The sequence below is a fragment of the Rhodococcus sp. SB1D genome (assembly GCF_048573875.1).
Classification (GTDB): Bacteria; Actinomycetota; Actinomycetes; order Mycobacteriales; family Mycobacteriaceae; genus Rhodococcus_F; species Rhodococcus_F qingshengii.
The window spans coordinates 64,823-86,286 of the sequence record NZ_JBMAIQ010000003.1 but is presented as its reverse complement, the minus strand read 5'-3'; the positions used below and the strand labels follow the sequence as shown (position 1 = coordinate 86,286).

Annotated in this window: 20 protein-coding genes; 9 read left to right on the top strand and 11 right to left on the bottom strand. The window is 61.6% G+C overall.

Going from position 1 to position 21,464, the window contains the following annotated elements; genetic code table 11:
• Nucleotides 1-127: 127 nt before the first annotated feature.
• Complete coding sequence (locus ACN50D_RS09195) at nt 128-1,609, top strand: anion permease (protein ID WP_211921674.1); 1,482 nt, start codon at nt 128-130, stop codon at nt 1,607-1,609.
• 3 nt (nt 1,610-1,612) lie between these two features.
• Here the strand turns inward: ACN50D_RS09195 and ACN50D_RS09190 are convergent, their stop codons facing one another.
• From ACN50D_RS09190 to ACN50D_RS09180, 3 genes are read right to left on the bottom strand one after another with little or no spacing between them, the layout of a single operon-like run.
• Nucleotides 1,613-2,362, bottom strand: a complete 750-nt coding sequence (locus ACN50D_RS09190) for a succinate dehydrogenase/fumarate reductase iron-sulfur subunit (RefSeq protein ID WP_042921559.1) — start codon at nt 2,360-2,362, stop codon at nt 1,613-1,615.
• On the bottom strand, nt 2,359-4,311 hold the full coding sequence (locus tag ACN50D_RS09185) for a fumarate reductase/succinate dehydrogenase flavoprotein subunit (protein WP_007730764.1): 1,953 nt from the start codon (nt 4,309-4,311) through the stop codon (nt 2,359-2,361). The genes ACN50D_RS09190 and ACN50D_RS09185 overlap by 4 nt, the downstream gene beginning before the upstream one ends.
• A complete protein-coding gene (locus ACN50D_RS09180) occupies nt 4,312-5,061 on the bottom strand; it encodes a succinate dehydrogenase cytochrome b subunit (protein ID WP_007730765.1) in 750 nt (249 codons plus the stop codon).
• Between the two features lie 156 nt (nt 5,062-5,217).
• On the opposite strand from ACN50D_RS09180, the gene ACN50D_RS09175 reads away from it, so the two are divergent.
• On the top strand, nt 5,218-6,546 hold the full coding sequence (locus tag ACN50D_RS09175) for a lipase family protein (RefSeq protein ID WP_030536062.1): 1,329 nt from the start codon (nt 5,218-5,220) through the stop codon (nt 6,544-6,546).
• The gene (locus ACN50D_RS09170) at nt 6,543-7,799 is read left to right on the top strand and encodes a Tat pathway signal protein (protein WP_211921673.1); all 1,257 of its coding nucleotides are present in this window, start codon (nt 6,543-6,545) and stop codon (nt 7,797-7,799) included. Before ACN50D_RS09175 ends, ACN50D_RS09170 begins: the two co-directional genes overlap by 4 nt.
• Before the next feature lie 52 nt (nt 7,800-7,851).
• Here the strand turns inward: ACN50D_RS09170 and ACN50D_RS09165 are convergent, their stop codons facing one another.
• Complete coding sequence (locus tag ACN50D_RS09165) at nt 7,852-9,228, bottom strand: spinster family MFS transporter (RefSeq protein ID WP_003942962.1); 1,377 nt, start codon at nt 9,226-9,228, stop codon at nt 7,852-7,854.
• A gap of 52 nt (nt 9,229-9,280) precedes the next feature.
• A complete protein-coding gene (locus ACN50D_RS09160) occupies nt 9,281-10,156 on the bottom strand; it encodes an SGNH/GDSL hydrolase family protein (protein WP_210377801.1) in 876 nt (291 codons plus the stop codon).
• 136 nt (nt 10,157-10,292) lie between these two features.
• Between ACN50D_RS09160 and ACN50D_RS09155 the strand changes: the two genes are divergently transcribed.
• The 3 genes from ACN50D_RS09155 to ACN50D_RS09145 all read left to right on the top strand — a co-directional run bounded on the left by ACN50D_RS09155 (nt 10,293) and on the right by ACN50D_RS09145 (nt 12,949).
• Nucleotides 10,293-11,576: a PucR family transcriptional regulator gene (locus tag ACN50D_RS09155; protein ID WP_058038471.1), complete on the top strand. Its 1,284-nt coding sequence runs from the start codon at nt 10,293-10,295 to the stop codon at nt 11,574-11,576.
• Nucleotides 11,577-11,757: 181 nt separating this feature from the next.
• On the top strand, nt 11,758-12,165 hold the full coding sequence (locus ACN50D_RS09150) for a hypothetical protein (protein ID WP_144245833.1): 408 nt from the start codon (nt 11,758-11,760) through the stop codon (nt 12,163-12,165).
• A gap of 55 nt (nt 12,166-12,220) precedes the next feature.
• Nucleotides 12,221-12,949, top strand: a complete 729-nt coding sequence (locus tag ACN50D_RS09145; RefSeq protein WP_030536059.1) for a YdcF family protein — start codon at nt 12,221-12,223, stop codon at nt 12,947-12,949.
• A 2-nt stretch (nt 12,950-12,951) separates the two neighbouring features.
• Here ACN50D_RS09145 and ACN50D_RS09140 read toward each other — a convergent pair whose 3' ends face one another.
• Nucleotides 12,952-13,860 carry an AraC family transcriptional regulator gene (locus tag ACN50D_RS09140; protein ID WP_007730783.1) on the bottom strand — a complete coding sequence of 303 codons (909 nt, stop codon included), beginning with the start codon at nt 13,858-13,860 and terminating at the stop codon, nt 12,952-12,954.
• A gap of 174 nt (nt 13,861-14,034) precedes the next feature.
• Between ACN50D_RS09140 and ACN50D_RS09135 the strand changes: the two genes are divergently transcribed.
• Complete coding sequence (locus ACN50D_RS09135) at nt 14,035-14,727, top strand: alpha/beta hydrolase (RefSeq protein WP_211921672.1); 693 nt, start codon at nt 14,035-14,037, stop codon at nt 14,725-14,727.
• 54 nt (nt 14,728-14,781) lie between these two features.
• Here the strand turns inward: ACN50D_RS09135 and ACN50D_RS09130 are convergent, their stop codons facing one another.
• Together ACN50D_RS09130 and ACN50D_RS09125 are read right to left on the bottom strand one after the other, a co-directional pair.
• The gene (locus ACN50D_RS09130) at nt 14,782-15,213 is read right to left on the bottom strand and encodes a MarR family winged helix-turn-helix transcriptional regulator (protein WP_003942924.1); all 432 of its coding nucleotides are present in this window, start codon (nt 15,211-15,213) and stop codon (nt 14,782-14,784) included.
• 146 nt (nt 15,214-15,359) lie between these two features.
• Entirely contained in the window at nt 15,360-16,028 is a 669-nt protein-coding gene (locus ACN50D_RS09125) for a DsbA family protein (RefSeq protein WP_007730785.1), read from the bottom strand.
• Between the two features lie 140 nt (nt 16,029-16,168).
• Between ACN50D_RS09125 and ACN50D_RS09120 the strand changes: the two genes are divergently transcribed.
• The gene (locus ACN50D_RS09120) at nt 16,169-16,996 is read left to right on the top strand and encodes a helix-turn-helix domain-containing protein (RefSeq protein WP_030536057.1); all 828 of its coding nucleotides are present in this window, start codon (nt 16,169-16,171) and stop codon (nt 16,994-16,996) included.
• Here the strand turns inward: ACN50D_RS09120 and ACN50D_RS09115 are convergent.
• Both ACN50D_RS09115 and ACN50D_RS09110 read right to left on the bottom strand, forming a co-directional pair.
• Entirely contained in the window at nt 16,983-17,978 is a 996-nt protein-coding gene (locus ACN50D_RS09115) for an ABC transporter substrate-binding protein (protein ID WP_211921671.1), read from the bottom strand. The genes ACN50D_RS09120 and ACN50D_RS09115 overlap by 14 nt on opposite strands.
• A gap of 6 nt (nt 17,979-17,984) precedes the next feature.
• Complete coding sequence (locus tag ACN50D_RS09110; protein ID WP_076948618.1) at nt 17,985-19,379, bottom strand: MFS transporter; 1,395 nt, start codon at nt 19,377-19,379, stop codon at nt 17,985-17,987.
• A 119-nt stretch (nt 19,380-19,498) separates the two neighbouring features.
• On the opposite strand from ACN50D_RS09110, the gene ACN50D_RS09105 reads away from it, so the two are divergent.
• The gene (locus tag ACN50D_RS09105; protein ID WP_003943078.1) at nt 19,499-20,161 is read left to right on the top strand and encodes a TetR/AcrR family transcriptional regulator; all 663 of its coding nucleotides are present in this window, start codon (nt 19,499-19,501) and stop codon (nt 20,159-20,161) included.
• A gap of 6 nt (nt 20,162-20,167) precedes the next feature.
• Here ACN50D_RS09105 and ACN50D_RS09100 read toward each other — a convergent pair whose 3' ends face one another.
• Nucleotides 20,168-21,388 carry an SfnB family sulfur acquisition oxidoreductase gene (locus ACN50D_RS09100; RefSeq protein WP_211921670.1) on the bottom strand — a complete coding sequence of 407 codons (1,221 nt, stop codon included), beginning with the start codon at nt 21,386-21,388 and terminating at the stop codon, nt 20,168-20,170.
• Nucleotides 21,389-21,464 lie beyond the last annotated feature (76 nt).

The following is a 21,464-nucleotide window of genomic DNA, read 5'->3' as shown; positions in this document are numbered from 1 at the left end:
CGCCTCGTAAGGACGACTGTACTTCCGGGCAATTTCTCTCGAACTTGGATTGACCGCACGAAAACCTGATGTTTGGGGGACAATGATCTGGGGCGATCACCTGGGGCGACAAGTCGAGGAGATGCAAATGTCCGAGGCCAAATCCGAAAGCACTGAGTCTTTTTCTGAGACGACATCGCCGGCGGAGCCGTCGAAACAATCGGTGCTCAGGCGGTACTACCCGGCTGCGGTGCCCGTCATCCTCGGCTTGATCATCTATTTCATGCCTGTTCCGGACGGTGTGGATCCCAAGGGCATGCACATGCTCGGAATTTTCGTCGGCACCATCGTGGCGTTGATCTTGCAGCCTCTGCCGACGGGTTCTGTGGCGCTGGTAGGCCTGTCGATCGCCATGATCACCCAGACCGAGACGCCGACGGAAGCGTTGTCCGGCTTCAGTAACACCACGATCTGGCTGATTGTCGCATCGTTCTTCATTGCCGAGGGCTTTCTGGTCACCGGACTCGGCAAACGGGTTGCGCTCATGTTCGTGACCAAACTCGGCAAGTCGAGTCTCGGATTGTCCTACGGAATGGCGTTGACGGACTTGATACTTGCTCCGGCGACGCCGTCGAACACCGCCCGTGCGGGTGGCGTCGTCTATCCGATCATCGTCTCGCTGAGCAAGTTGGAGGACTCCAATCCCGAGCCCGAGGACTCTCGCAAGAAGCTCGGAGCATATCTGCTGCTCACGTCGCTGCAAGTCAACGTCGTGACCTCCGCGATGTTCATCACCGCCATGGCGGGTAACCCTGTGGCCGTCGATGCGGCTGCCAAGATCGGCATCGACATCTCGTGGGGCAAATGGGCGCTGGCAGCATCGGTTCCGGGAATTGCGAGTCTCATCGCGATCCCGTGGGTGATGTCGAAGATCTTCCCGCCCACGATGTTGAAGACTCCGAAAGCACCCGAGCAAGCCAGGGAGGAACTGCGCAAGGCAGGTCCGATCAGCCGCAACGAGAAGATCATGGCCGCCACCTTCGTTCTGCTGCTGGTGCTCTGGTGCCTGGGCTCGCAGCTCAATGTCAATGCCACTACAACAGCATTCGTCGGAATCGGCATCCTGTTGGTGACCAAGGTGCTGACGTGGAACAACCTGGTCCACGACACCGGGGCGTGGCAGACGCTCGTGTTCTTTGCCGTTCTGGTCGGTATGGCAAGCCATCTCGAAGAACTCGGCGTGATCTCGTGGATCGGAACCCAGGTCTCCTCGAGCGTCGACGGTTTGCCGTGGATCTGGGCTTTTGCGATCCTGACCTTGGTGTACTTCTACGCGCACTATCTGTTTGCGTCGAACACCGCGCAGATCGTCGCGATGTACGCGGTGTTTCTCGGCGCGGCGGTGGCAACCGGTGCGCCGCCGCTGTTCTCGGCCCTGGTGTTCGGCTTCATCGGCAGCCTGTTCGGCGGTATCTCGCACTACGCGTCCGGTCCGGCCGGAGTGATCTACGGTTCCGGATACATCAAGACCTCGGAGTGGTTCCGAATCGGTTTCGTGATGAGCGTCGTGATCATCCTGATCTGGACGATCATCGGCGGCGCGTGGATGAAGCTGATCGGCGCCTGGTGACGATCAGTTGTCCTTGCGCCGCAATCCGAATCGCATCGATTCCTTGTTGACAGCGGCAATCGCGGTCAGCGGTATCTCCGCGGGACACACCTGCGCACATTCACCGTAGGTCGAGCACGGCCCGAAATCGGCCTCCATCTGGTGCGACATCGCTCGGGCCCGCTTGCCACGTTCGTTGCGGCCCTGCGTGACGAGAGACAGGTGGGTCAGTTTGGACCCGGTGAAGAGGTGCGCGGCACCGTTCGGGCAGGCTGCCACGCAAGCGCCGCAGCCGATGCACGCGGCGAAGTCCAGTGCAGCTTCGGCACTTTGATGCGAGAGCGGCTGACTGTCTGCGTCCGGCGCGGTTCCTGCATTGACCGAAACGTATCCACCGGCTTCGAGCACCCGGTCGAGCGCAGAGCGATCGACGACGAGGTCTCGGACCACGGGAAAGGCTGCGGAGCGGAATGGCTCCAGTTTGATTCGGTCACCGTCGGAGAAGCTGCGCAGGTGCTGACGGCACGTGGGAGTGTTCGCAACCGGCCCATGGGGAACGTCATCGACGGTGATGCCACAGGACCCGCAGATCCCTTCTCGGCAGTCGGAATCGAAGGCGATGGGTTCGTTGCCGCTCTCCACGAGTTGGTCGTTGAGTCGGTCGAGGAGCTCCAGCAGCGACATCTCCACCGTCGCGTCGTCTATTTGGTAGGTGTCGAATGCGCCGGACGACTCAGGTCCGGATTGGCGCCACACGTCCACGGTGATTTTCATACGTAGTTCCTCGTCTGCAGTGGAACAGCGGTGAAGGACAACGGCTCGTCGTGTCGAACGTGTCTGCCGTCCTGGGCGGTTTCCCACGCGGAGACGAAGCACCAGTCCTGATCGTTTCGCTGCGCTTCGCCGTCGGGAGTCTGATGTTCGGCACGAAAGTGCGCTCCACAGGACTCGTCACGATCGAGAGCATCGACGCACATCAGTTCGGCGAGCTCGAGGAAATCGGCTACCCTGCCGGCCCTTTCCAACTCCTGGTTGAACTGGTTTCCGCTGCCGGCAACTCGCAGGTTCGACCAGAAATCGGTTCGCAGTGCGCGGATTTCGGCGATCGCCTTGGTCAAGCCCTCGGCCGTTCGGGTGACACCGCAACCCGCATAGAGGATCTCGCCCAGTTGTCGATGGAACCTGTCGGGGCCGTGTGTTCCGCCGACCGAGAGCAGCAGGTCCACCCGACCCCTCACGTCAGTGAGCGTCGACGTCACAGCGGGATCGGACAGTTCGAGTGGAGTGGATCCGAGTAGCGGTGCAAGATAATTCGGAATCGCGTACGGGAGGGTGAACCAGCCGTCGACGCATGCCGAGAGCAACGAATTGGCGCCGAGGCGGTTGGCCCCGTGGTATCCCCAGCCTGCCTCACCACCGACGAACAAGCCGGGGATGGAGGTCATCTGGTCGTAGTCGTTCCACAGTCCTCCCATGGTGAAGTGGGCTCCGGGGGCGATGCGCATCGGCACCGTATAGGGGTCTTCGCTGGTGGCGTCGCGATACATCGAGAACAGATTTCCGTATCGCTCCTCGATGGTCTTGCGGCCGAGCCGTGCCAACGCATCGCGGAAATCCAGGTACACACTGTTTTTCAGAGGGCCGACGCCGTGACCGGAGTCGATTTGCTCGCGGGCGGCCCGTGAAGAGACGTCGCGGGGAGAGAGGTTCCCGAACGCCGGATATTTGCGCTCGAGGTAGTAGTCGCGTTCGTTTTCGGGAATGTCGCCGGGCTCACGATCGTCTCCGGGCTTGGCCGGTACCCAGATCCGGCCGTCGTTGCGCAGGGATTCGCTCATCAGAATGGTTTTCGACTGCCACTCGGAGTTGACGGGAAGTGCCGTCGGATGGAATTGGATGAACGAGGGTGAAGCCATCAACGCACCGCGTCGGTGCGCTCGCCAGGCGGCCGTGGCGTTGGAATTCTTCGCAAGTGTGGACTTGTGGAATACGGTTCCGTAGCCGCCGGATGCCAGTACGACGGCATGGCCTGTGGTGGCGCCGATCTCACCGGTCACGAGATCGCGTGTGACTATCCCTTGTGCTCGCCCGTCCGAAACGATGAGATCGAGCATCTCGGTTCGGGTGTGTAGGTTGACCGTTCCGGCTGCGATCTGACGTTGCAGTGCCTGCGACGACGCTATCTGCAACTGCTGGCCTGTCTGCCCGCGCGTGTAGTACGTGCGCGACACCTGAACGCCGCCGAAGGATCGGGTGGCCAGAGTGCCGCCGTACTCGCGAGCAAACGGTGCCCCGATGGCATTCATGTGATCGATGACGCGTACGGATTCTTCGGCGAGACGGAAACAGTCGGCCTCACGGCCCCGGAAATCACCGCCCTTGACGGTGTCCTTCACGAAGCGGGCGAGACTGTCGTTGTCCACTTTTCGAGCGCGAGCAGCGTTGATGCCTCCTTGCGCGGCGACACTGTGTGCACGGCGGGGTGCATCGTGGAAGGTGAAGGACTCGACGTGGTAGCCCAGTTCACCGAGGGAGGCGGCGCAGGCCGCGCCGGCGAGGCCGGTACCGACGACGATGACCGTGAACTTGCGCCGGTTGAGTGGGCTGACGAGCTTGTAGTCGAGTTTGCGAGTGGGCCAGGCCGTCGCCGGATCGCCGGCCGGGACCTTACCGTCCACCGGTGTCCCGATGCTGCGCAGATCGTCGAGTTCGAAGCTGTTCACTTATGACGCTCCTGTCTTCGAGATGGCGCCGGTCATGACCGCGATGGGGATCGACATGTTTCCGACCATCACGACGAGCGCAAAGATTCCGGAGAGTGCAACGCCAATCTGGCGCAGTCGTTGGCCGGTCACGCCGAGATCGTTGACCGCGCTCCAGAGTCCGTGCGCGAGGTGCATTGCCAGCAGAGCCATCGCGACGATGTAGAACGCTGCCACCAGCGGACGCTCGAAGCTGGCAATCAGATTGTCGTATGCGTAACTCTGTGTGCGCGTGGCCGCTTCGTACTCGCTGCTGCCGATGGGTCGGGTTCCGGTCGTGAGGTCGAGTATGTGGAAAATGACGAATAGCAGCAGCACAGCTCCGGTGACGGGCATCGTGCGCGCTGTAAAGGACTTGATTCCCAGACCTTTACGTCGAAATTTTCCTCGAGCTCGGCGTCCGCGGACGGTGAGCAGCCAGGCACACCAGACGTGTGCGACCAATGACGCGAGCAAGACGATGCGAAGAATCCACAGAAGTCCCTCGTAGGGCAGGAAGGGTTCGAACACCGTTCGTAGCCAGTGTGCGTAGTCGTCGAAGTGATCGGCACCGGTGTAGACCTTCAGGTTTCCGATCATGTGGACGAGAACGAAAGCGGCGAAGATCAGTCCTGTCACGGCCATCAGAATCTTGCACGTGATGTTGGACGGCCGCGCTCGAGCTTGGAGTGAATCGCCGGTAGCTCGCGATACACGGGTCGGAGCACTCACAGACAAACCTCCCACGCCAGACTTGCCGGACAGGTGCCGTCAGCCTAAGCCCGATCGAGGTTTTCGGCCAACGGATGGGTGCCCGACTTGTCTGTTAATGCAGGTGAATGGGAGTGTAGGGGTGCTCATTACCCGAAAGTAAGGAACTCGTGAACGATGTTTGACTCGACGTGGCGACGGTGGTCATGGCGCGCCGGAACGGCATCGGCCCTGGCAGTGGCCTTGTTTGCGGTGGGGTCGCCGGCTGGCGCGCAGGAGACCGTCGACCTGGCCGACGTGTTCAACCCGTTGGTCGTGAAGGCACTCCAAGGCGCTGACATTTCCACCGAATTGACTCCACTCGGGCTCTCGTCCGATGATCCGTGGTTCGACGAACCTGAAATCGAGCCGGGTACCGCCCCCGGCACACTTCTCAAAGCGCGTCCGGTCAGCGTGCAGGTCTACCAGGTCCGTCCCGACGTGGTCTCGGCTCACCAACTCATGTACACCACCACTGATCACTTCGGTCGGCAGGTGATCAGCACCGGAATTCTGATGATTCCCGAGGACGGAACTGCGCCAGGTGATCGCAAGATCATCGGATACGCCGAGGCGAACGACAGCCTCGGCGCGAACTGCGCACCAAGTCACCAGTGGACCGGCGGCAATCAGAGCGACCCGGCGATGTTCTCGGCGCTCGGCCCGGTGGCTCAGATGTTCGGCCACGGCTGGGCAGTGATGATGAGCGACGTCGGCAACGACGGCGACACTGCTCCCCATCCGTTCTCGATCGGACAGTTCTCAGGGAAGGCAACGCTCGACGGCGTTCGGGCAGCACTCGCGCTTCCGGAAGGTGGCCTCGAATCAGACACCCCTGTCGGCATCTACGGTGTCGCCGGAGGCGGTGTCGCAGCGGGCTTTGCCGCGGAACAGGCCCATGAATATGCGCCGGAACTGAACGTCCAGGCCAGTGCCATTCAGGCGATGATGATCGACCCGGCAACGTTCGAGGAAACAGCGGCCGGTGGGATCGGTTCCGGATTCGTCTTCTCGAGCATTCTCGGATTCGACGCGGGCTACCCCGACGTTCGGCTCGACGATCATCTGACTCCGATCGGTCACAACGTCGCCGCAGCCTTCCGCGCGTCCTGCCAGGCGCTCTACCTCGGACTCCCATTCGTTCCGTTCGACGTCCTACTCACCAACCCTTCGCCCCGAACGATCCCTGCGCTGGCCGCGGCGTACGCGGACAACACGTTGGGAAAGCAGGCGCCGGCTTCCAAGCTTCTGATTTCTTCCTGTGAGGACGACTTTCTCGTTCCCTTCAGTGAGGCAGAGCAATTGGCGCAGACATATCGAGCAGACGGCGGCAACGTGGACCTGCTCCCGTCGCAGTGCGGGCCGCTCGATTACGTTACCAACCTGTACAAGACGGTGACCGATCAGCTGGGTATGCAGGACATCGCCTGGCTGGCAAAGACGTTCGACGAAGCCGAGGGACGATGAGCTTGCGGAAGTCTCTGACGCGCAGGGATTTTGCGCGCACGGTTCTCGTTGCTTCGGCAGGTATCGGCGGTGCCGTCGTACTGGGAGGCAGGGCGTCCGCGGGTACTGGTGAGCTCGACAGGTACCTCGACCTCGAAGCAGTGAACGCAAACGCCGAAGCCACGGGCGGTCTGCATCCTTCTCTGCCATCGGATTCCGCGACGCTGCGGTCTTTGATGGATACCGCCCGAGCCTCGGGAGTGGATCCGCATCGCTATCAGACACTGCTCAAGCAGTACTGGCTCGCGGTCGGGACGGAGTCGGCAGGTATCGATCTCGCTTCGTGGACTCCGTTCGACGGTGTGCACGCGAATCTCGGAAACCTCACCAACACTTTCCAATTCTACGAGCGACTCCAGCTCGAGCATCGAGAGCTGCAGTGGGCAGGTATGGGAGGGATGGTCGGGCCCGCTTTCGCCGGTGGACTCCTCGACTTGGACTACGGGCGGGTTGTGCTGGAAGTCCAAGCGATCAGCGAGGCGATGGCACTGGTGTGGCGAGAGATCGACCGCATCGGGGCGCCGGTTGCATCGTCGATGGGAGCGCCCGAGGACATTGCGGCACTTCTCCAGGTCGGCCACGAGATTCGCCCCGAGGACGTGATGTGGTTCCAGGGGAAAGTGATTGCAATGAGCAAACACATCTTCTCGGACCTGATTCCCATGCACATGGCGTGGGTTCACGACGGTGTCGACGGCATCGCCGAACTCGATCGCGCAGGGCTGCTCGACGAGAACGCCCGTATCGCGTGGAACAACATTGCCTCGGGGACACCGGAATCGGTCTTCGACGGCAATGTGCGTCTGCTGCGAAGGGAGCAGTACCAGTCGGTGGGTGATCAGTGGGACGAGGCGAAGGCCTACCGCGGTAGCGTTGGTCGCTCGTTGACTTACCTGACCACCTTCGCCGCATCACCGTCGATGCCTGGCGTCGTGCCGCCACGCGAGTCGAACCCGCTCTCGTTCGAGGTGGGCAATGCTGTTGTGCAAACGCCGCTTCCGGACTTCAACTGGGCGGACCGGGATGGTCGTTGGACCTACATCAACGATCAGTTGCTCCCGGTCTACAACAACCTGATGAAGAATCAACCGGAACTGTGGCGAGCGACGCTGGCCGCGCCCGTCTCCGTTCGGATAACCGAGCAGCGAATGATCGCTCGCTTGCCGGACATGTTGCGGTCCATGTTGTCGACTCTGGCGATTACGGTCAACTGAACTCGGCGGTGGCGGGGCCTCAGGGTCCCGCCACCGCCCGTGAACTTGTCGGTCAGGCCTGGCTCAGCTCCGCTTGCATGCGCGCGGAGTCCTTGCCGACAGTGCGGGTAGCCAGGTAGATGAATACCGCGGTGAGTGCCAACATGATCGGCACGAGATACATGGCCGAGTTCAACCCGTCGCCGGCGTACTGAGCCAACTTCCCGGTACCTGCATCTGCAAGTGCACGCTTGGCGAACCAGTCCGAGATCGCTCCAACGGCAACCGGTCCGGAGAATCCGCCGAGAAGGTACATGGCAGCGAAGAACAGCGCCGTCGCAGTGCCGCGGAGCCTGGGAACCACGACGTCGTGAATGGCGGGGTAGACGCTGATGTAGAAGCCGTAGGCCAGAAGCCACCCGGCCGAGAACAAGAGCGTGAACATCACGACGTTCCCGCCGTGTTGCAACAGTGCCAGCGCCGTCAAAGGTGCCGCCAATGCCGAGGTTCCGACACCGATCATCAACCGTGCGCGCGGTGAGCGTGCGCTGGCCTTGTCAGCGTAGCGAGCGCCGAGAAGCAATCCGATCAGGCCCGTGATTCCGACGATGATGCCGGTGACCGATGCCGCAGCAGTCAGTTTCAGGTGGTACTGGCGCATCAGAAGCGGGACGACAAACGAATTCACTGCGTAGGCGGCGAAGTTGAACGTCAGTCCGGCAAGGATGAGCCAACGAAGCGTGGGAATTGCGAGCAGACGACGGATCGGACGGGTGATCGGTGCCTGTGAAACAGCGGCTGCGCGGGCCTCCGGACTTTCGGAACCACCACGAACCGGATCTGCCATGCGGTAGAGCACGACTGCCAGCAGGACACCGGGAATCGCCGCGAGGAAGAACGGTGCACGCCAGCTGTCGAATGCCTCGGCGATCTTGCCGACGGTGAAGTAGGCGAGCATGAGGCCAATCGGCAAACCGAGCATGAAGACACCAAGTGCGCGTGAGCGTCGTTCTGCCGGGTAGATATCGCCGATCATCGAGTTGGCTGCAGGTGTGAAGGTCGCTTCGCCCACACCGACGCCTAGACGCGCGAGGATGAACAGCACATAGCTGCCGGCGGCACCGGTTGCTGCCGTCAGTCCGCTCCACACCAGGAGTCCGATCCCGATGATCTTGGGACGGTTCTTCGTGTCGGCCAACCGGCCCAGAGGCAGTCCTGCGACTGCGTAGACGAGGGTGAATGCAGAGGTGATCAATCCCAATTGCAAGTCGCTGAGCGAAAACTCGTTCTTGATCGGCTCGGCAACGACCGAGGGGATCGCCCGGTCGAAGAAGTTGAGCATGTTTGCGAGAAATAGTGCGACGAGTGTGCCGCCGAGAAGTTTGTCGCGTGTTCCGACAGGGGCGCCGTCGACGGACGGCAGCGGCGGAGCGTCTCGTTGAATTGACATGATTGTTCCACCCTTTTCGCGAGTGCTGAATGAATTGTGTTGGGGGAGAAGCTCAGGACAGAGCGTCGGCGACGGTTTTGCCGATCGCCTGCATCCCGGCCGCAGTGGGATGCAGTGGAACCGCCGGCTGGCTAGGGACGATTCCCGTGTAGTAAGCAGTGGCAGAGTCCGTGCAGATGTCATGTCCGGCAGTGGTTTCGGTGATGTCGATGTACTCGACGCCGTGACGGGCCGCAGTTGCTGCCATGACCGTGTTGCCGTAGTCGATCACACTCTGGAGATAGTCGGCGTCGCGCGGCCAGAACGGCTGAGTGCCGGGGCAGCCGCCACCACGGATGTATGTTCCGTATCCGACCACGACGATGCGCGCCGACGGTGCTCGATCCTGCGCGACTTCGATCATGGAACTCCAACCTGTGGACGCATTTTCGATCATTTGTCGCTGTTGATCGACGCCACCGGAGGTGAACTTGTCACGGCAGGACGTTCCGGTGGGTTCGGGGAGTGGATTGACGCAGCTCAGAACTGTCGGGAACAACGAGATGTCGTTGGCACCGATGGTGATGGTGACGAGGTCGGTATCAGGCCCCAATGCTGTTGCCTGCGGTGATACTTGACCGGAGAACGTCGATTGTGCGGTGTCCGTGATGTTGGCGGATCGCGCCGACGAGCAGGTCATATCCGTCAGTTGAGCGCCGAGTTCTCGCGCCACCACGGACGGGTAGTTGTCGAGTGATCGTAGACAGCCCGGTGACGACGAGTCCTGCGCGGTGACCAGTGGGCCGGCCGCCGCGGAATCGCCGAGCGCGACGTACTGGATAGTGCTGACCGGTGTCTCGGCACTCGACACACCGGTCCCGAGAGCCGCGATCGAACCGGCAGCCACGACGCCTGCCAGAATGGCTGCGCTGCGCGTTTTCCACGTCACTCGAGGCTCCTCTTGGTCGAAGGTGGGACTTCCAGTTACGCCGCTGATTGTGAATTCGTGAGTGGCGTGGGTTACATAGTGATAGGAAAAAGGCAGGTCGGCCTTGTGGTGACAATTCAATTCTGTGGAGGGTTTTGTGTCAGGAAACAAAGATCTGCCGTTCGAGCCGATCCTGGTTGGTGGCAGATCTCTGGCCGACCGACTGGCGCAACGCACCCATCCACTGGTCATTGAGACAGTCGATCTGGTCCACCGCGACGTCACCTTCTACCGGTTGCTCCCTGACGAGGCATTACGTAACGACGTAACCACCATCGTGAGGCGCAATCTGGAACTGTTCATTTCGATGCTGCGGACCGGCGCCGATCTGGCGCCCGAGTTGCTCGCCGACATCAGCGAATCGGCTCGCCAACGGGCTCAGGAATTGGTTCCGCTCGGTGAGGTGCTGCGGGCATATCACCTGGCTGCCGGGCTGTGGTGGGAGACCATCAGCGAATGGGCGGTCCCGGAAGACGGTGTCGCACTTGCCCGCACCGGACGACTCTTGAATGCATACACCGCGGCCTCCGCGTCGGCGGTTCTTGCCGGCTACGGTTCCGACCACGCCACCCAGACGGACGAGGATTCTGCGCGAAGGTCATTGTTCGTAGCACTTTCGACGGGTGTCGATGTTGATCGGGTCTCCGACGATGTGGGAATCAGGTTGGCGCGCCTGTACTGGGTGGTGGCGCTGCACGTCGAACGGAATGACGACGAGTCCTCGACCGAGGTGGACACTGCCGTCGCCGAGCGGAGAAAGGTGCGCCACCTGCAACGAGAGCTCGATCAGGTGGGGCGTGACAAAGCGCTCGGGGTGCTCGGGAGCAGTGGCGGAGCCGTACTGATTCCTATTGTGGAATCGGAACCCGCTGAGGGGAACTGGGCGTCGAGTCCGCAGTATTTGTCATTGTGTCGACGATTGGGTGATCTCGAGAAGGTCATCGGTGCATCGACGGTTGCCGCCGTACATGTCGCGGCACCGCCGGCAATTCCCGCAGCGGTGTCGCAGGCGCGCGAGGTGCTGAACGTTGCCCGAAAGTACGGCCGTACAAGTGGGGTCGTGCGTCTCGAGGATCTTGCAGTCGAGTATCAACTGACCCGCCCGAGCGCTGCGCTTCCGATCCTCGCAGATGTGTTGTCGCCGTTGGAGTCCGATCCTGCCGTGCTCGAGACGCTCGAATCTTTCATCGACTCCGGATTCGATCGAGCTACCACCGCTCGGCAGTTGCACGTACACCCGAACACGGTCGTGTACCGCCTGCGTAAAGCGAGTTCCCTGACGGGACTCGACCTGTCGTCACCGAAAGACCTTGTACAGGTCACCATGGCGCTGGGAGCGCGTCGCGCAATCGGCATGGAGGCGGACTCTTCCCAAACGTGATGCGTCTGTGGTTCTCTGTGAACGTGTCTGATTCTCGGATTGGCAATCCGGCCGGGAGACATGGCCAGACTGGGTCAGCTGATGGTGCAACGAGGCGCGTGGCGTGATCAGACGTTGATCGGCTCCGCCTACCTCGACGAGTTGTCCGCGCCCTCTCCGTCCAATGGGGGGGTACGGCTTCTTGACCTGGGTGAACGCGGGCGAGGACTTCTACTCCGTGAATGCGCCGGTGAGCAAGTATGTTTCGCATCCGGTGTGGCAGAACGCGCCTCGGGATCTCTATCTCCAGGAGTTCTTGCGGCTTGTCGTCGCTTCGATCGTGGACGTTCCACCGCCGCCGTACGTCGGGCCTCCCGTGCATGGGTCGGGTGGTCCGCTCATCGACGATCCGTCACAGCTCGTCGGCTTCGCGAACCCCGAATTGATCTTCGACACGATGGTCGGGACGGGGCGAGCAGGAACACCCGGATGCAACATCGTGATCTGCAACAACGAATTGTTGCCGTTCAGTGTCGCCGACCTGCTCGGGGATGCTGCAGCTCAGATCGGTAACGCGGCAGGCGCGTCGATTCGAGATGCTGGTAGATGACGGTTTCGAACCCGAATTGTTGCCCAATATTTATGTTTAATCTGTGTGACGGTCAGTGAACAGTAAATTTGAGTCAAATGATGCAATCGCGACGAAATGTTCGTTACCGTGGGCTGGACAATCGACAATCTGGGGGTTCGGCTACATGGCAAATGTTCGTAGGTCTCTGACGAAGGGATTGATTGCTGCTTCGGTAATCGCCGCAGCCGGAGTGGGATTGTCGCCGGCGACAGCGAGTGCCGACATCACTCCGACGACGGTCGTCAACGGCATCCTGTCGACGGTGGGCGGCTGCCAAACACCGGTGCGGTCTCTCATTCTTGCGTGCACGAGTGCTGAGACGCTGACACGCCAGTCGCCCGTGCTGCTCGACCTCAACCCCGTGGGCACGAACATCGTCGTCTTGGGTGCCGGCCTCTTCGACGACGGCACGATGCGTCCGATGTTGGTCGACCGGCTTCAGGCGGCGCTCCAGCTGGCCCGTCAGTACCCGCAGTCTCCGATCATCACAAGCGGTGGGGCTCCGAAGGCCGGAGTAACGGAAGCCAGGGCAATGCGCGAATGGCTCGTTGCCAACGGCGTCAACCCGGGCCGGATCACCGAAGAGGGAACTTCGTGGTCGACAGTCGAGAATGCGATCAACTCTGCGCGGATTCTCGCCGATCGAGGCGCGACCGGCGTGGTTGTGGTCTCGAGCGCCAATCACGTGGAGCGCGCGATGGTGGACTTCCGCGTTGCAGTTCTCGGCCGGATCCCGGTCGCAGGCGTAATCGCTGCAACCTGACGTCAGTGATTGTGGGAGTTGGACTTTCGCCAGTTCAACGGCGAGGCGTCGAATCGTCGACGGAAGGCGCGGCTGAACGCTGCATCGGATTCGTAGCCGACAGTTATCGCAATGGTTCCGACCGGCTCGGTGGTTTGCACGAGTAGTTCGGCGGCACGGTCGAGTCGGCGCTCGGTGATGTAAGCGCCGGGCGTCTGGCCGACCAGTCGCGAGAAGCGCTCCGCAAAAGACGATCTCGACAGGGTGGACAGCGTCGCCAGTTCGTCGATGGTCCAGTTGCGTGACGGGTCGTTGTGGACGGCCTCGAGGGCCTGCCCGATTCGTGGATCCATTGCTGCGGTCAACCATCCGCCGTTCGATCCGTCCGCTCGAGCCCACGCTCTGAGGATCTGGACGAAGAGAAGGTCGAGAATCCGGGAAACCATCACGGAGGAACCAGGTTTCGGATCGTCCACCTCGGCGCCCAACAGTCGGCTGCTCACCTCGAGCCACTCGACCGGGGTTCCTTGTGTCGCGCGCAGTTCGACGAAGTCCGGCAGAACGGACAGCAGTCGCTGCGCTGCGACGTCGTCGAGTGTGAAAGTACCGAAAAGCCAACATGTTTCGTTTTTCGTGTGCATCGGCATCGCATTCTCGATCGTATGAGCAAGCCCATGGGGTAACAGTACGAGTTCCCCGGGGCCGAGTTCGATCGGGGCTTTGCCCTGCGTTCTGATCACGATGTCACCGTGCTCGGCAATGTGAAGTGCTCGCACCCCCGTGGGTACCTCCACGGTGAAGTTCTCGCCGTGGACGCAGCGATGAATCTGATCACCGCGAAGGTGGACGACTTCGAGAACGTGCGAGAGGGTGTCCCGGGTTCGAGTCTCGTCGGTGGTGGGTACGTACCGCTGTGATGATGTTGTCCTCATGGATCGATCACTCCGATGTCTCGAGCATTCGGCGTTTCTGCACAAAAACTTGGCAATCTGGTCATGGTTATTGATCCAGGATCCCCTTAACGTGGGTAACAGGCAAGGTCTGGGTTTCGAAGGCTTGCCGATCGTCGGAGTATTCGTCGCACTGCGTATCTGGAGGAGTTGGTCATGACAGAGAAGGTAAACATCGTTCTGGTGCATGGAGCCTGGGGAGACGGTTCTCATTGGCGTCACGTCATACCCACCCTGCACAACGCCGGGCATCGAGTGGTTGCGGTCCAGAATCCGCTTACTTCGCTCGCCGACGACGTGGACCGGACCAGGAAGTTGGCCGAATCGATGGACGGCCCGACCCTGCTGGTCGGACACTCGTACGGCGGCGCGGTGATCACAGGCGCGGGTCACGCGGAAAACGTTGTGGGACTGATATATATCGCTGCCTTCGCGCCGGACGAGGGTGACAGCCTGGGAAGTATCTTCGCCCGCACGGATCAGCCGGCGGGCGCGGCGAACATCGCGCCGGACGCCGAGGGCTTCTTGTGGATCGCCCCGGACAAGTTTCAGGAGAGTTTCAGTCAGGATCTCGACGACACGGAAGCATTGGTCATGGCGCTGACGCAGAAACCCATTGCGGGTCAGTGCTTCTCGGACCCGTCAGGGCCGCCGGCATGGCGTGGGAAGCCCAGTTGGTATCAGGTTTCAGGGCAGGACCGAATGATTCCGCCGGAAACCGAGCGATGGATGGCAGAGCGTATCGGTGCCCGCGAGATCGAGGAACTCGACGCAGGCCATGCATCCTTGGCGTCCCACCCGCACGAGGTCACCCAGTTGATCCTGCGTGCTGCTGCAGAATTGTCGTGACGGCGTAAATCGTCCGGCTGTTCGAGTGGGCTGCCCATCACGACTAATTTGTCGTCAGTCCTCGGAACTGCCCAGTCGGTGAAGCAGCGCTGTCAGCGTGGTGATGTCGTCCGTATCCCATTTCGCGAGTCGGGCGCGCCAGCGATCTATCTGGTGATTGCGGATGGTCGTGAGCTTCGTTCGCGCCTCAGGGGTCAGAGCTACCAACTTGGCGCGAGCGTCGTCGGGATCGGGGATTCGTTCCACCAGGCCGAGTCGAGCTGCGGCGTCGATTTGCCTGGTCAAGGTGGACTTCTCGATATCGAGGGTGCAGATCAGGTCGGACATCCGCACCGCATCCGAACGGTTCAGGATGACCAGAACCGGGTAGAGCGCCGGATCGAGTTTGGGATGAATTGCGCGCGCATAGGTGCGCGCCTGGGCGCGTCCTCGTTGCCACATGTCGGCAAGTTCCATCTCCAGGCCCGTGATCGGATCTGAAACCACTGTCGTTTCCCCTTTGGTGCGATTCGTTCGGTGTTCATCAAACCAGAAGGGGGGCCGAAGTGATTTGGGTGAAGTCACGCTGAGCGAAAGGTACGTTCGGCGTACTGAAGGCGCCGGGCGTACCTTTCGCTCGCAAGGTGGGTGGGTCAAGCCACCGCATACGCCCGCACACACGTGTTCAGGTCGCGGGTGAGATCGGCCGCGGTACTGGTCGGAGAACCGAATTTCACGACGGACCCGTCGCTCCCGTGGAACAACAGCGTCGGAAACGAAGTGGCGCCGAGCCTGCGTGCTCGGACGAAATCAGCGCGGGCGGCATCCTTCGAGGCGGCGGTGAACAGGGAAGACACCGCGGCAGATGGGTCGAGTTGGAGGGATTCCGCGATGGATCGGTACGTCTCGGGATCGGAAAGGCTGCGACCGTCTCGGTAGAACGCGATCTGCATGGCCTCCGCGATGTCGAGGGCGCGTGTCGGATCTTGCGCGCGCAGTGCGGCGAGTCCGATCGCTGCATCCGTCGAATCCATGACGAACCGCCCATCAGTCACCAGTTGTGAATATCCGTCACCGAAGACAGCGCCGGTCTGGGCGGCGATGGTCGCGTTGGCTGATTTCAGGTACGGAGCCGAAGACATGGGCGCGACGCGCTCACCGGTGAACAGTCCGCCGCTGACCACGGACAAGTCGATGGAATCGGCATTTTGACGGACGAACTCCGTCAAAGCAGGGCCGAAGCCGAAACACCACCCGCAATAGGCGTCGAAGACGTAGGTGAGTTGCGTCTTGCCTGCTGTTTCCGAGCGTGATGTCTGCACTGGAAGATTCCTATCCGAGCGTGAACTGATTGATACCCTGACGATATGTCGCATTCGGGTATTCGGTCACGGTGAAGATGAGTCCCGAACTAGTGAAAAACAGACAAGTACCCGTCCGGGACGTCGGGTACGCATCGTCGGTGGCTGACGCGACCGAGATCGAAGTACTCAGCCTGGACACCATTCGCATCAACGGGGGAAGCGCAGAGTTCGTCGGCCCCCAACGTCCGCAATTTCACTTGCTCGCGCTGGTGACCGAGGGCTCGGCGCTACACACCATCGACTTCGTGAACTACGCGGTGAGCCCGGGGACCGTGTTCTGGGTCAGACCGGGGCAGGTGCAACAGTGGGGGCGAATCCAGGACTTCGAGGCGACGGTTGTTCTGTTCACGCCCTCGTCGCTCGATGCCGTCAGCCAGCAGTTGTTGGACGGGAACGCCCGCAGTCGGCAGGCAGCGTGGCAGTTGTCCGGCGAGAACCTCGAGACCATCAGCACGGGTATGAAACACCTGAACCTGAACTACGGCTGCCCGGATACTTCCGCGCCGGTCGTTCGCGCGGCCATTCTGCGGCACACGCTGACAGCAATTCTGTTGAAACTGACCCATCTCGGTGGACAGGAACAGAGTTCCGTGCTGGCGCACAATGACGTGTTCGAAAGGTTTCATGCCGTTGTCGAACGTGACTTCGCCACGGTCCGTTCGGTTTCGGAGTACGCCAACAAGATCGGGTACTCCGAGAAGACTGTGCTGCGGGCCACCCGAGCCGCTGCCGGGATGACGGCAAAGCAGTACATCGATCAGCGTGTGGTTCTCGAAGCGAAACGTCTGCTGTCTTTCGGCACGGACACGGTCACCCAGGTGGCGTCGAAGTTGGGGTTCGACGATTCTGCGAACTTCACGAAGTTCTTCGCCACCCGGGTGGGTGTTTCTCCGCTGACCTTTCGTCAGGACGTCAGAGCGCGCTGAATGCCGCCCATCGCGCGTCGGCGCTGTCGAGGGTTCCGATACTGTTCTGCCCCTTGCCATGTGCGATGCCGTCCAGATCCTGGATGATCCAGTAGATGGCAAAAGGATGGCTGCCGAACCAGAGATCACCGCTGACGTCCAGAGCGTGCGCCGGATCGGGTGTCAGGTTGTCGAACAGTGGAGTGTTTCGCACGATGGATGCGTCGTACTGCTGCCCGGAAAGTACGGCGACGGTCTGCGCCGCATGCTCGGGTAGGAGTTCAGGTGAGACGGGCGAAATCGTGCCGGTGTCTTGATTGTTGGCCGCGTTGATTTCCGATGCCGGCCTGGTGAATCCGGCCTCGGTGACCAGTGTGGAGATGGGAGTGGTCGGTGGCACGGTGAACAGGTTTCCGCTGTAGCCGAGAAGGATCGCAAGGCTCTGGCCGGCAGCCGCGGACTTGACGTCTTCGAGACCGGATTCCAGCTTTCCGATCATGGCGGTTGCTTCACTGCCTCGATCGAGCTGTGCCCCAGCTTGTTCGAGCACGTCACGCCACGGCGCCGAGTACGGGAGGACCAAGGTTGGCGCCACGGCGTTGATCTGAGCGAACAGGCTCGGTAATGGACCGGCATTGCTCATCAAGATTTCATCGGGTTCGACGGACGCGATCTCCTCGACGGCGGGGTTGGCGAAGAAGGTTGGCTTGTCGAGAACTTCGACGCCCTGCTCGCGCAGGATCGACTTGGCGACGTCCGATCGCAGGGTGCTGTAGACGACGGTGGGCTTCACGCCGAGTGCGAGTGCACTCAACCCCGCGTACTCGTCGAGCGCGAGAATGCGCTGCGGTGAGGCCGGAACTTCGACGGTGCCGAGTTCGTGGGTGACGGAGCGAGTTGCAGAGGCGGTGTCGGACTCGGCGGAGCTGCTGCACGCGCTTGCGCCGGCGACGGTCAGGAGAAGCGCCGAGACGATGCCGAATGCGGTTCGGGTGGTGAACATCTGAGGTCAACGATCCATTCGTGGGAAGAAGAAGGACAGGAGGGTACCGGCCAGCAGTAGGCCGGAGCAGACGAAGAGGGCTTGGGAGTATCCGGAAACCAGTGCTTCGGTCGGCGCGCTGTCCGAACGTGCCGTCGAGGAAGCGGCGACGCTCACGAGAACGGCTAGTCCGAGTGAACCGCCGATCTGACGCGATGTACTCAGTAGCCCGGATGCCATGCCGACTTCTTCGGGGGGAGCGTCGGCGGTGGCGACGTTACTGAGCGGCATGAACGACAGACCGATGCCGATGCTCGCCAGAAGCGAAGGCACCAGGATGACGGCCCAGAAGGGACTGTCGAGGTTCATGGTCGAAAACATGAAAGTTCCGATTGCGGCGACTGCTGTCCCGACTACGAGCAGCGGTCGAACTCCGTAGCGCGGAAGGAGTTTGGTGGACGCGAGGATGCCGATCACCAGGCCGAAGCAGAAGGGCAGGAAAGCCAGACCGGTGGTGGTCGGTGAATAGCCCAGCCCGCGTTGCAGGAAGAGTGAGACGAAGAAGAACGCGCTGAACTGTGCCGCGCACACCAGGCACATGATGGCGTTGGCCAGTCCGATTCGGGGTCGAAGCAGGGTGGACAGTCGTACCAGTGGTGTGGCGCAGTGGCTTTCGACCACAACGAAAGCAGTGAGCAGCGCGATCGTGAGCGCGAATCCACCCAGCACGTAACCTGAAGTCCAGGAATGTGATTCCGTGGCGATCACTGTGCCGACAAGGGCGGTGATTCCGGCCGTCGCCAAGATGGCTCCGGGGAGATCGAGAGAGCCGCCTCTGGCGGCTTGGCCGGCCGGCAGGCCGCGGGCACCGGCAACTGCGGCGATCAGGGCCACTGGTGCGCCGGCGAACATCACCCATCGCCAACTGAGCCCTTCGGTCAAAATGCCGCTCAGGACGACACCGAGTGCGCCGCCCAGTGCTGACGACATTGCGCCGATGCCGAATGCCTTGGCCCTGGCGCGTCCGGTGGGAAAGGCCTGACTGAGGGCGGCGAGCCCGGCCGGCGCGATCAGTGCAGCGCCGACGCCTTGAAGCGCCCGAGCTCCGACAAGCATTTCGGCGGACACGGAGAAGGTGCCGACGATGCTGACGAGGGCGAACAGCAGAAGCCCGGAAACCAGAACTCGACGAGTGCCCATCACGTCGCACAGACGACCGCCGAGAAGCAGCAGTCCGCCGAAGGCGAGGGCGTACGCGTTGACGACCCAGGACAACCCGGCGTCGGAAAAGTTCAGCGATTCCTGGATGTCGGGCAGCGCGACGTTGATGACCGACATGTCGAAGGCCACCAGGAACTGCGCTGCCGCGGCGGCTGTGAGGACCAGAGCCGGTGCGGCTACCGCTCGAGTTGTTGTTGTCATTGCAGGTACCTAATTTGTATACGCGTTCTCATAAGTAGTTAGGTTTACCTTGCTGGCGACTGAGATGCAAGGGGTTCCCCGGGCGAGAGCGTCGTAGCAGGGGCGCGCACAATCGACGGATGGCCGAAAAGATGGAACCGAGATCACCGCGGCTCGGACGTCCCCCGACGATCACGTCGGAGCAGATAGTCGACGAGGCGAAACGGCAGCTACAGACCGGCGGCGCCGACGCGTTGAGCATGCGAGCGTTGGCGAAGTCGCTCGGCACCACGCCGATGGCGCTGTACCGGCACGTGGGCGACAAGGAACAGCTGATCAGCGCGGTGCTCGATGTGTACTCACAAGATCTCGGCGCGCTGGTCCTGCCGCAGGATCAGGTCGAACGGCTTCGCACGATCTTCACCGCGATCTTCGAAAAGCTGGCGTCGGAGCGCTGGATCATCGAGTTGCTTCAGCGCGGTGGCCGTGGTGGGAGCGGCGCTGTGGTCTTGGTCGATCGGGCGATGGCTGCGTGTGTCGAACTCGGTATGTCACCTCGTCGCGCACTGTTGGTCTATCGAGCGCTGTGGAACTACACACTCGGCGCATTGCTCAACATCTACGACACCACTACGCGACCGGAAGGCAGCGTGTCACCTCTCGCGGTCAAGATCCGAGAAATCGGGCCCGAGAAACTGCCGGTGCTCAGTGAGGTGCTCGAGGACTGGCCTGGAGGGACGACGACTGAGAGCTACTTGGAAGGACTGGAAGTCTTGATCAGCGGATATATGAACTCCGACTGAGTGTGTTCACAGCAGTCCGTGCCGCGGTGGGATTGTCCCGGACAGTGTCCACCGGCCGATGTGCTGGACCTTCCACCTCGTCGGATCGTGCAGGGTGTGCGTGCGCGCGTCACGCCAGAATCGGGAGAGGTTCGCCGATTCGCCCGCGCTTCTGGTGCCACCGATCTCGAACAAAGTGCTCGTGGCCGCCAATGACGCCCTGGCGCCGACCACTTTGGCAGTTGCAGCGTCGATGGATGCTCGGGCCGTGGAGTCCTCGGTGGGATCACGACGCGCCACGTCGATCGATCGCGCTGCTTCCGCCAAGAGGGATCTGGCAGCGCGAACCTCGATTGCCGCTTCGCCGGCGAGTTGAACGAGCAGTGGATCCTCCACCGCTGTATCGACTTTCGCTTCGAAGAAGGGACGCGCCTTTGCCGCGAGTTTCACGGATTCACGCAGTGCAGCCGACGCGATGCCGGTGTCGATCGCGGCGTGCAGGATCTGGGCCTGTGCTCCGTAGGTGGTCGGGTGAGTGAAGAGCGACGTGAAGGGCACGACATTGAACCGCGGCACCGAAACGGATTCCAGGGTCACGGTTCCGCTTGCAGTTGTCTTCTGTCCCATGCCGTCCCAGTCGTCGACGATCGACAGTCCGGGAGTATTCCGGGGTAGGTAGACCGCGGATTTCACCTGTGCGCCGGTCTCGGTGAATTGATCCGCATTGGCGGCACGCACCACGATCCAATCTGCGAAAAGCGCTCCGGTGCAATAGAATTTTCGACCTTCGAGCACAAAGTCTTCCCCGTCGGGGGTGAGAGTGGTGCCGTCGATGTCGATGGTCTTGTTGCCGCGCTCGCTCTGGGCGTTGGCGAACTGCTTGCCCGACAATGCTTCGGCGTAGAAGAACTGCTTCTGCTCGTTAGACCCCTGGTACCGGAGCGCTTCCAGGAAAGTGAAGTGGCTGTGCGGAATCTGCGCGATGCTGGGATCGCCCTCGGCGAGTAGGCGGAAGACCTCGGCCAACGTCTCGGTGCTTGCGTCGATGCCACCGAACTCCTTCGACACCGAGAGTCCGAGCAAGCCGGACCGCGCCAGGGTGCGAACCTCGTCGTGGGGAAGGAGGCGCTGCGCATCGCGGACTCCGGCACCTGCCGCGAACTCGTCGGACAGCTGTGACGCCACCGAGAGCGCCTCGTCCTCGCTGGTGATGCGGTGCGCGATCTCCTGAATGTCCACAGCAGTCATGCTGCCACCGTTTCACAGTCGCAGCACCCACCCAACACTTACAACCTGTGTGATCGCTACCCTGGAAACCACTGGG

Bases quoted from the DNA above. Each gene is read 5' to 3' on its own strand.
- ACN50D_RS09165 (WP_003942962.1), bottom strand. From the start codon at position 9,228: ATGTCAATTCAACGAGACGCTCCGCCGCTGCCGTCCGTCGACGGCGCC.
- ACN50D_RS09195 (WP_211921674.1), top strand. From the start codon at position 128: ATGTCCGAGGCCAAATCCGAAAGCACTGAGTCTTTTTCTGAGACGACA.
- ACN50D_RS09175 (WP_030536062.1), top strand. From the start codon at position 5,218: ATGTTTGACTCGACGTGGCGACGGTGGTCATGGCGCGCCGGAACGGCA.
- ACN50D_RS09170 (WP_211921673.1), top strand. From the start codon at position 6,543: ATGAGCTTGCGGAAGTCTCTGACGCGCAGGGATTTTGCGCGCACGGTT.
- ACN50D_RS09115 (WP_211921671.1), bottom strand. From the start codon at position 17,978: ATGTTCACCACCCGAACCGCATTCGGCATCGTCTCGGCGCTTCTCCTG.
- ACN50D_RS09100 (WP_211921670.1), bottom strand. From the start codon at position 21,388: ATGACTGCTGTGGACATTCAGGAGATCGCGCACCGCATCACCAGCGAG.
- ACN50D_RS09110 (WP_076948618.1), bottom strand. From the start codon at position 19,379: ATGACAACAACAACTCGAGCGGTAGCCGCACCGGCTCTGGTCCTCACA.
- ACN50D_RS09140 (WP_007730783.1), bottom strand. From the start codon at position 13,860: ATGAGGACAACATCATCACAGCGGTACGTACCCACCACCGACGAGACT.
- ACN50D_RS09135 (WP_211921672.1), top strand. From the start codon at position 14,035: ATGACAGAGAAGGTAAACATCGTTCTGGTGCATGGAGCCTGGGGAGAC.
- ACN50D_RS09105 (WP_003943078.1), top strand. From the start codon at position 19,499: ATGGCCGAAAAGATGGAACCGAGATCACCGCGGCTCGGACGTCCCCCG.
- ACN50D_RS09190 (WP_042921559.1), bottom strand. From the start codon at position 2,362: ATGAAAATCACCGTGGACGTGTGGCGCCAATCCGGACCTGAGTCGTCC.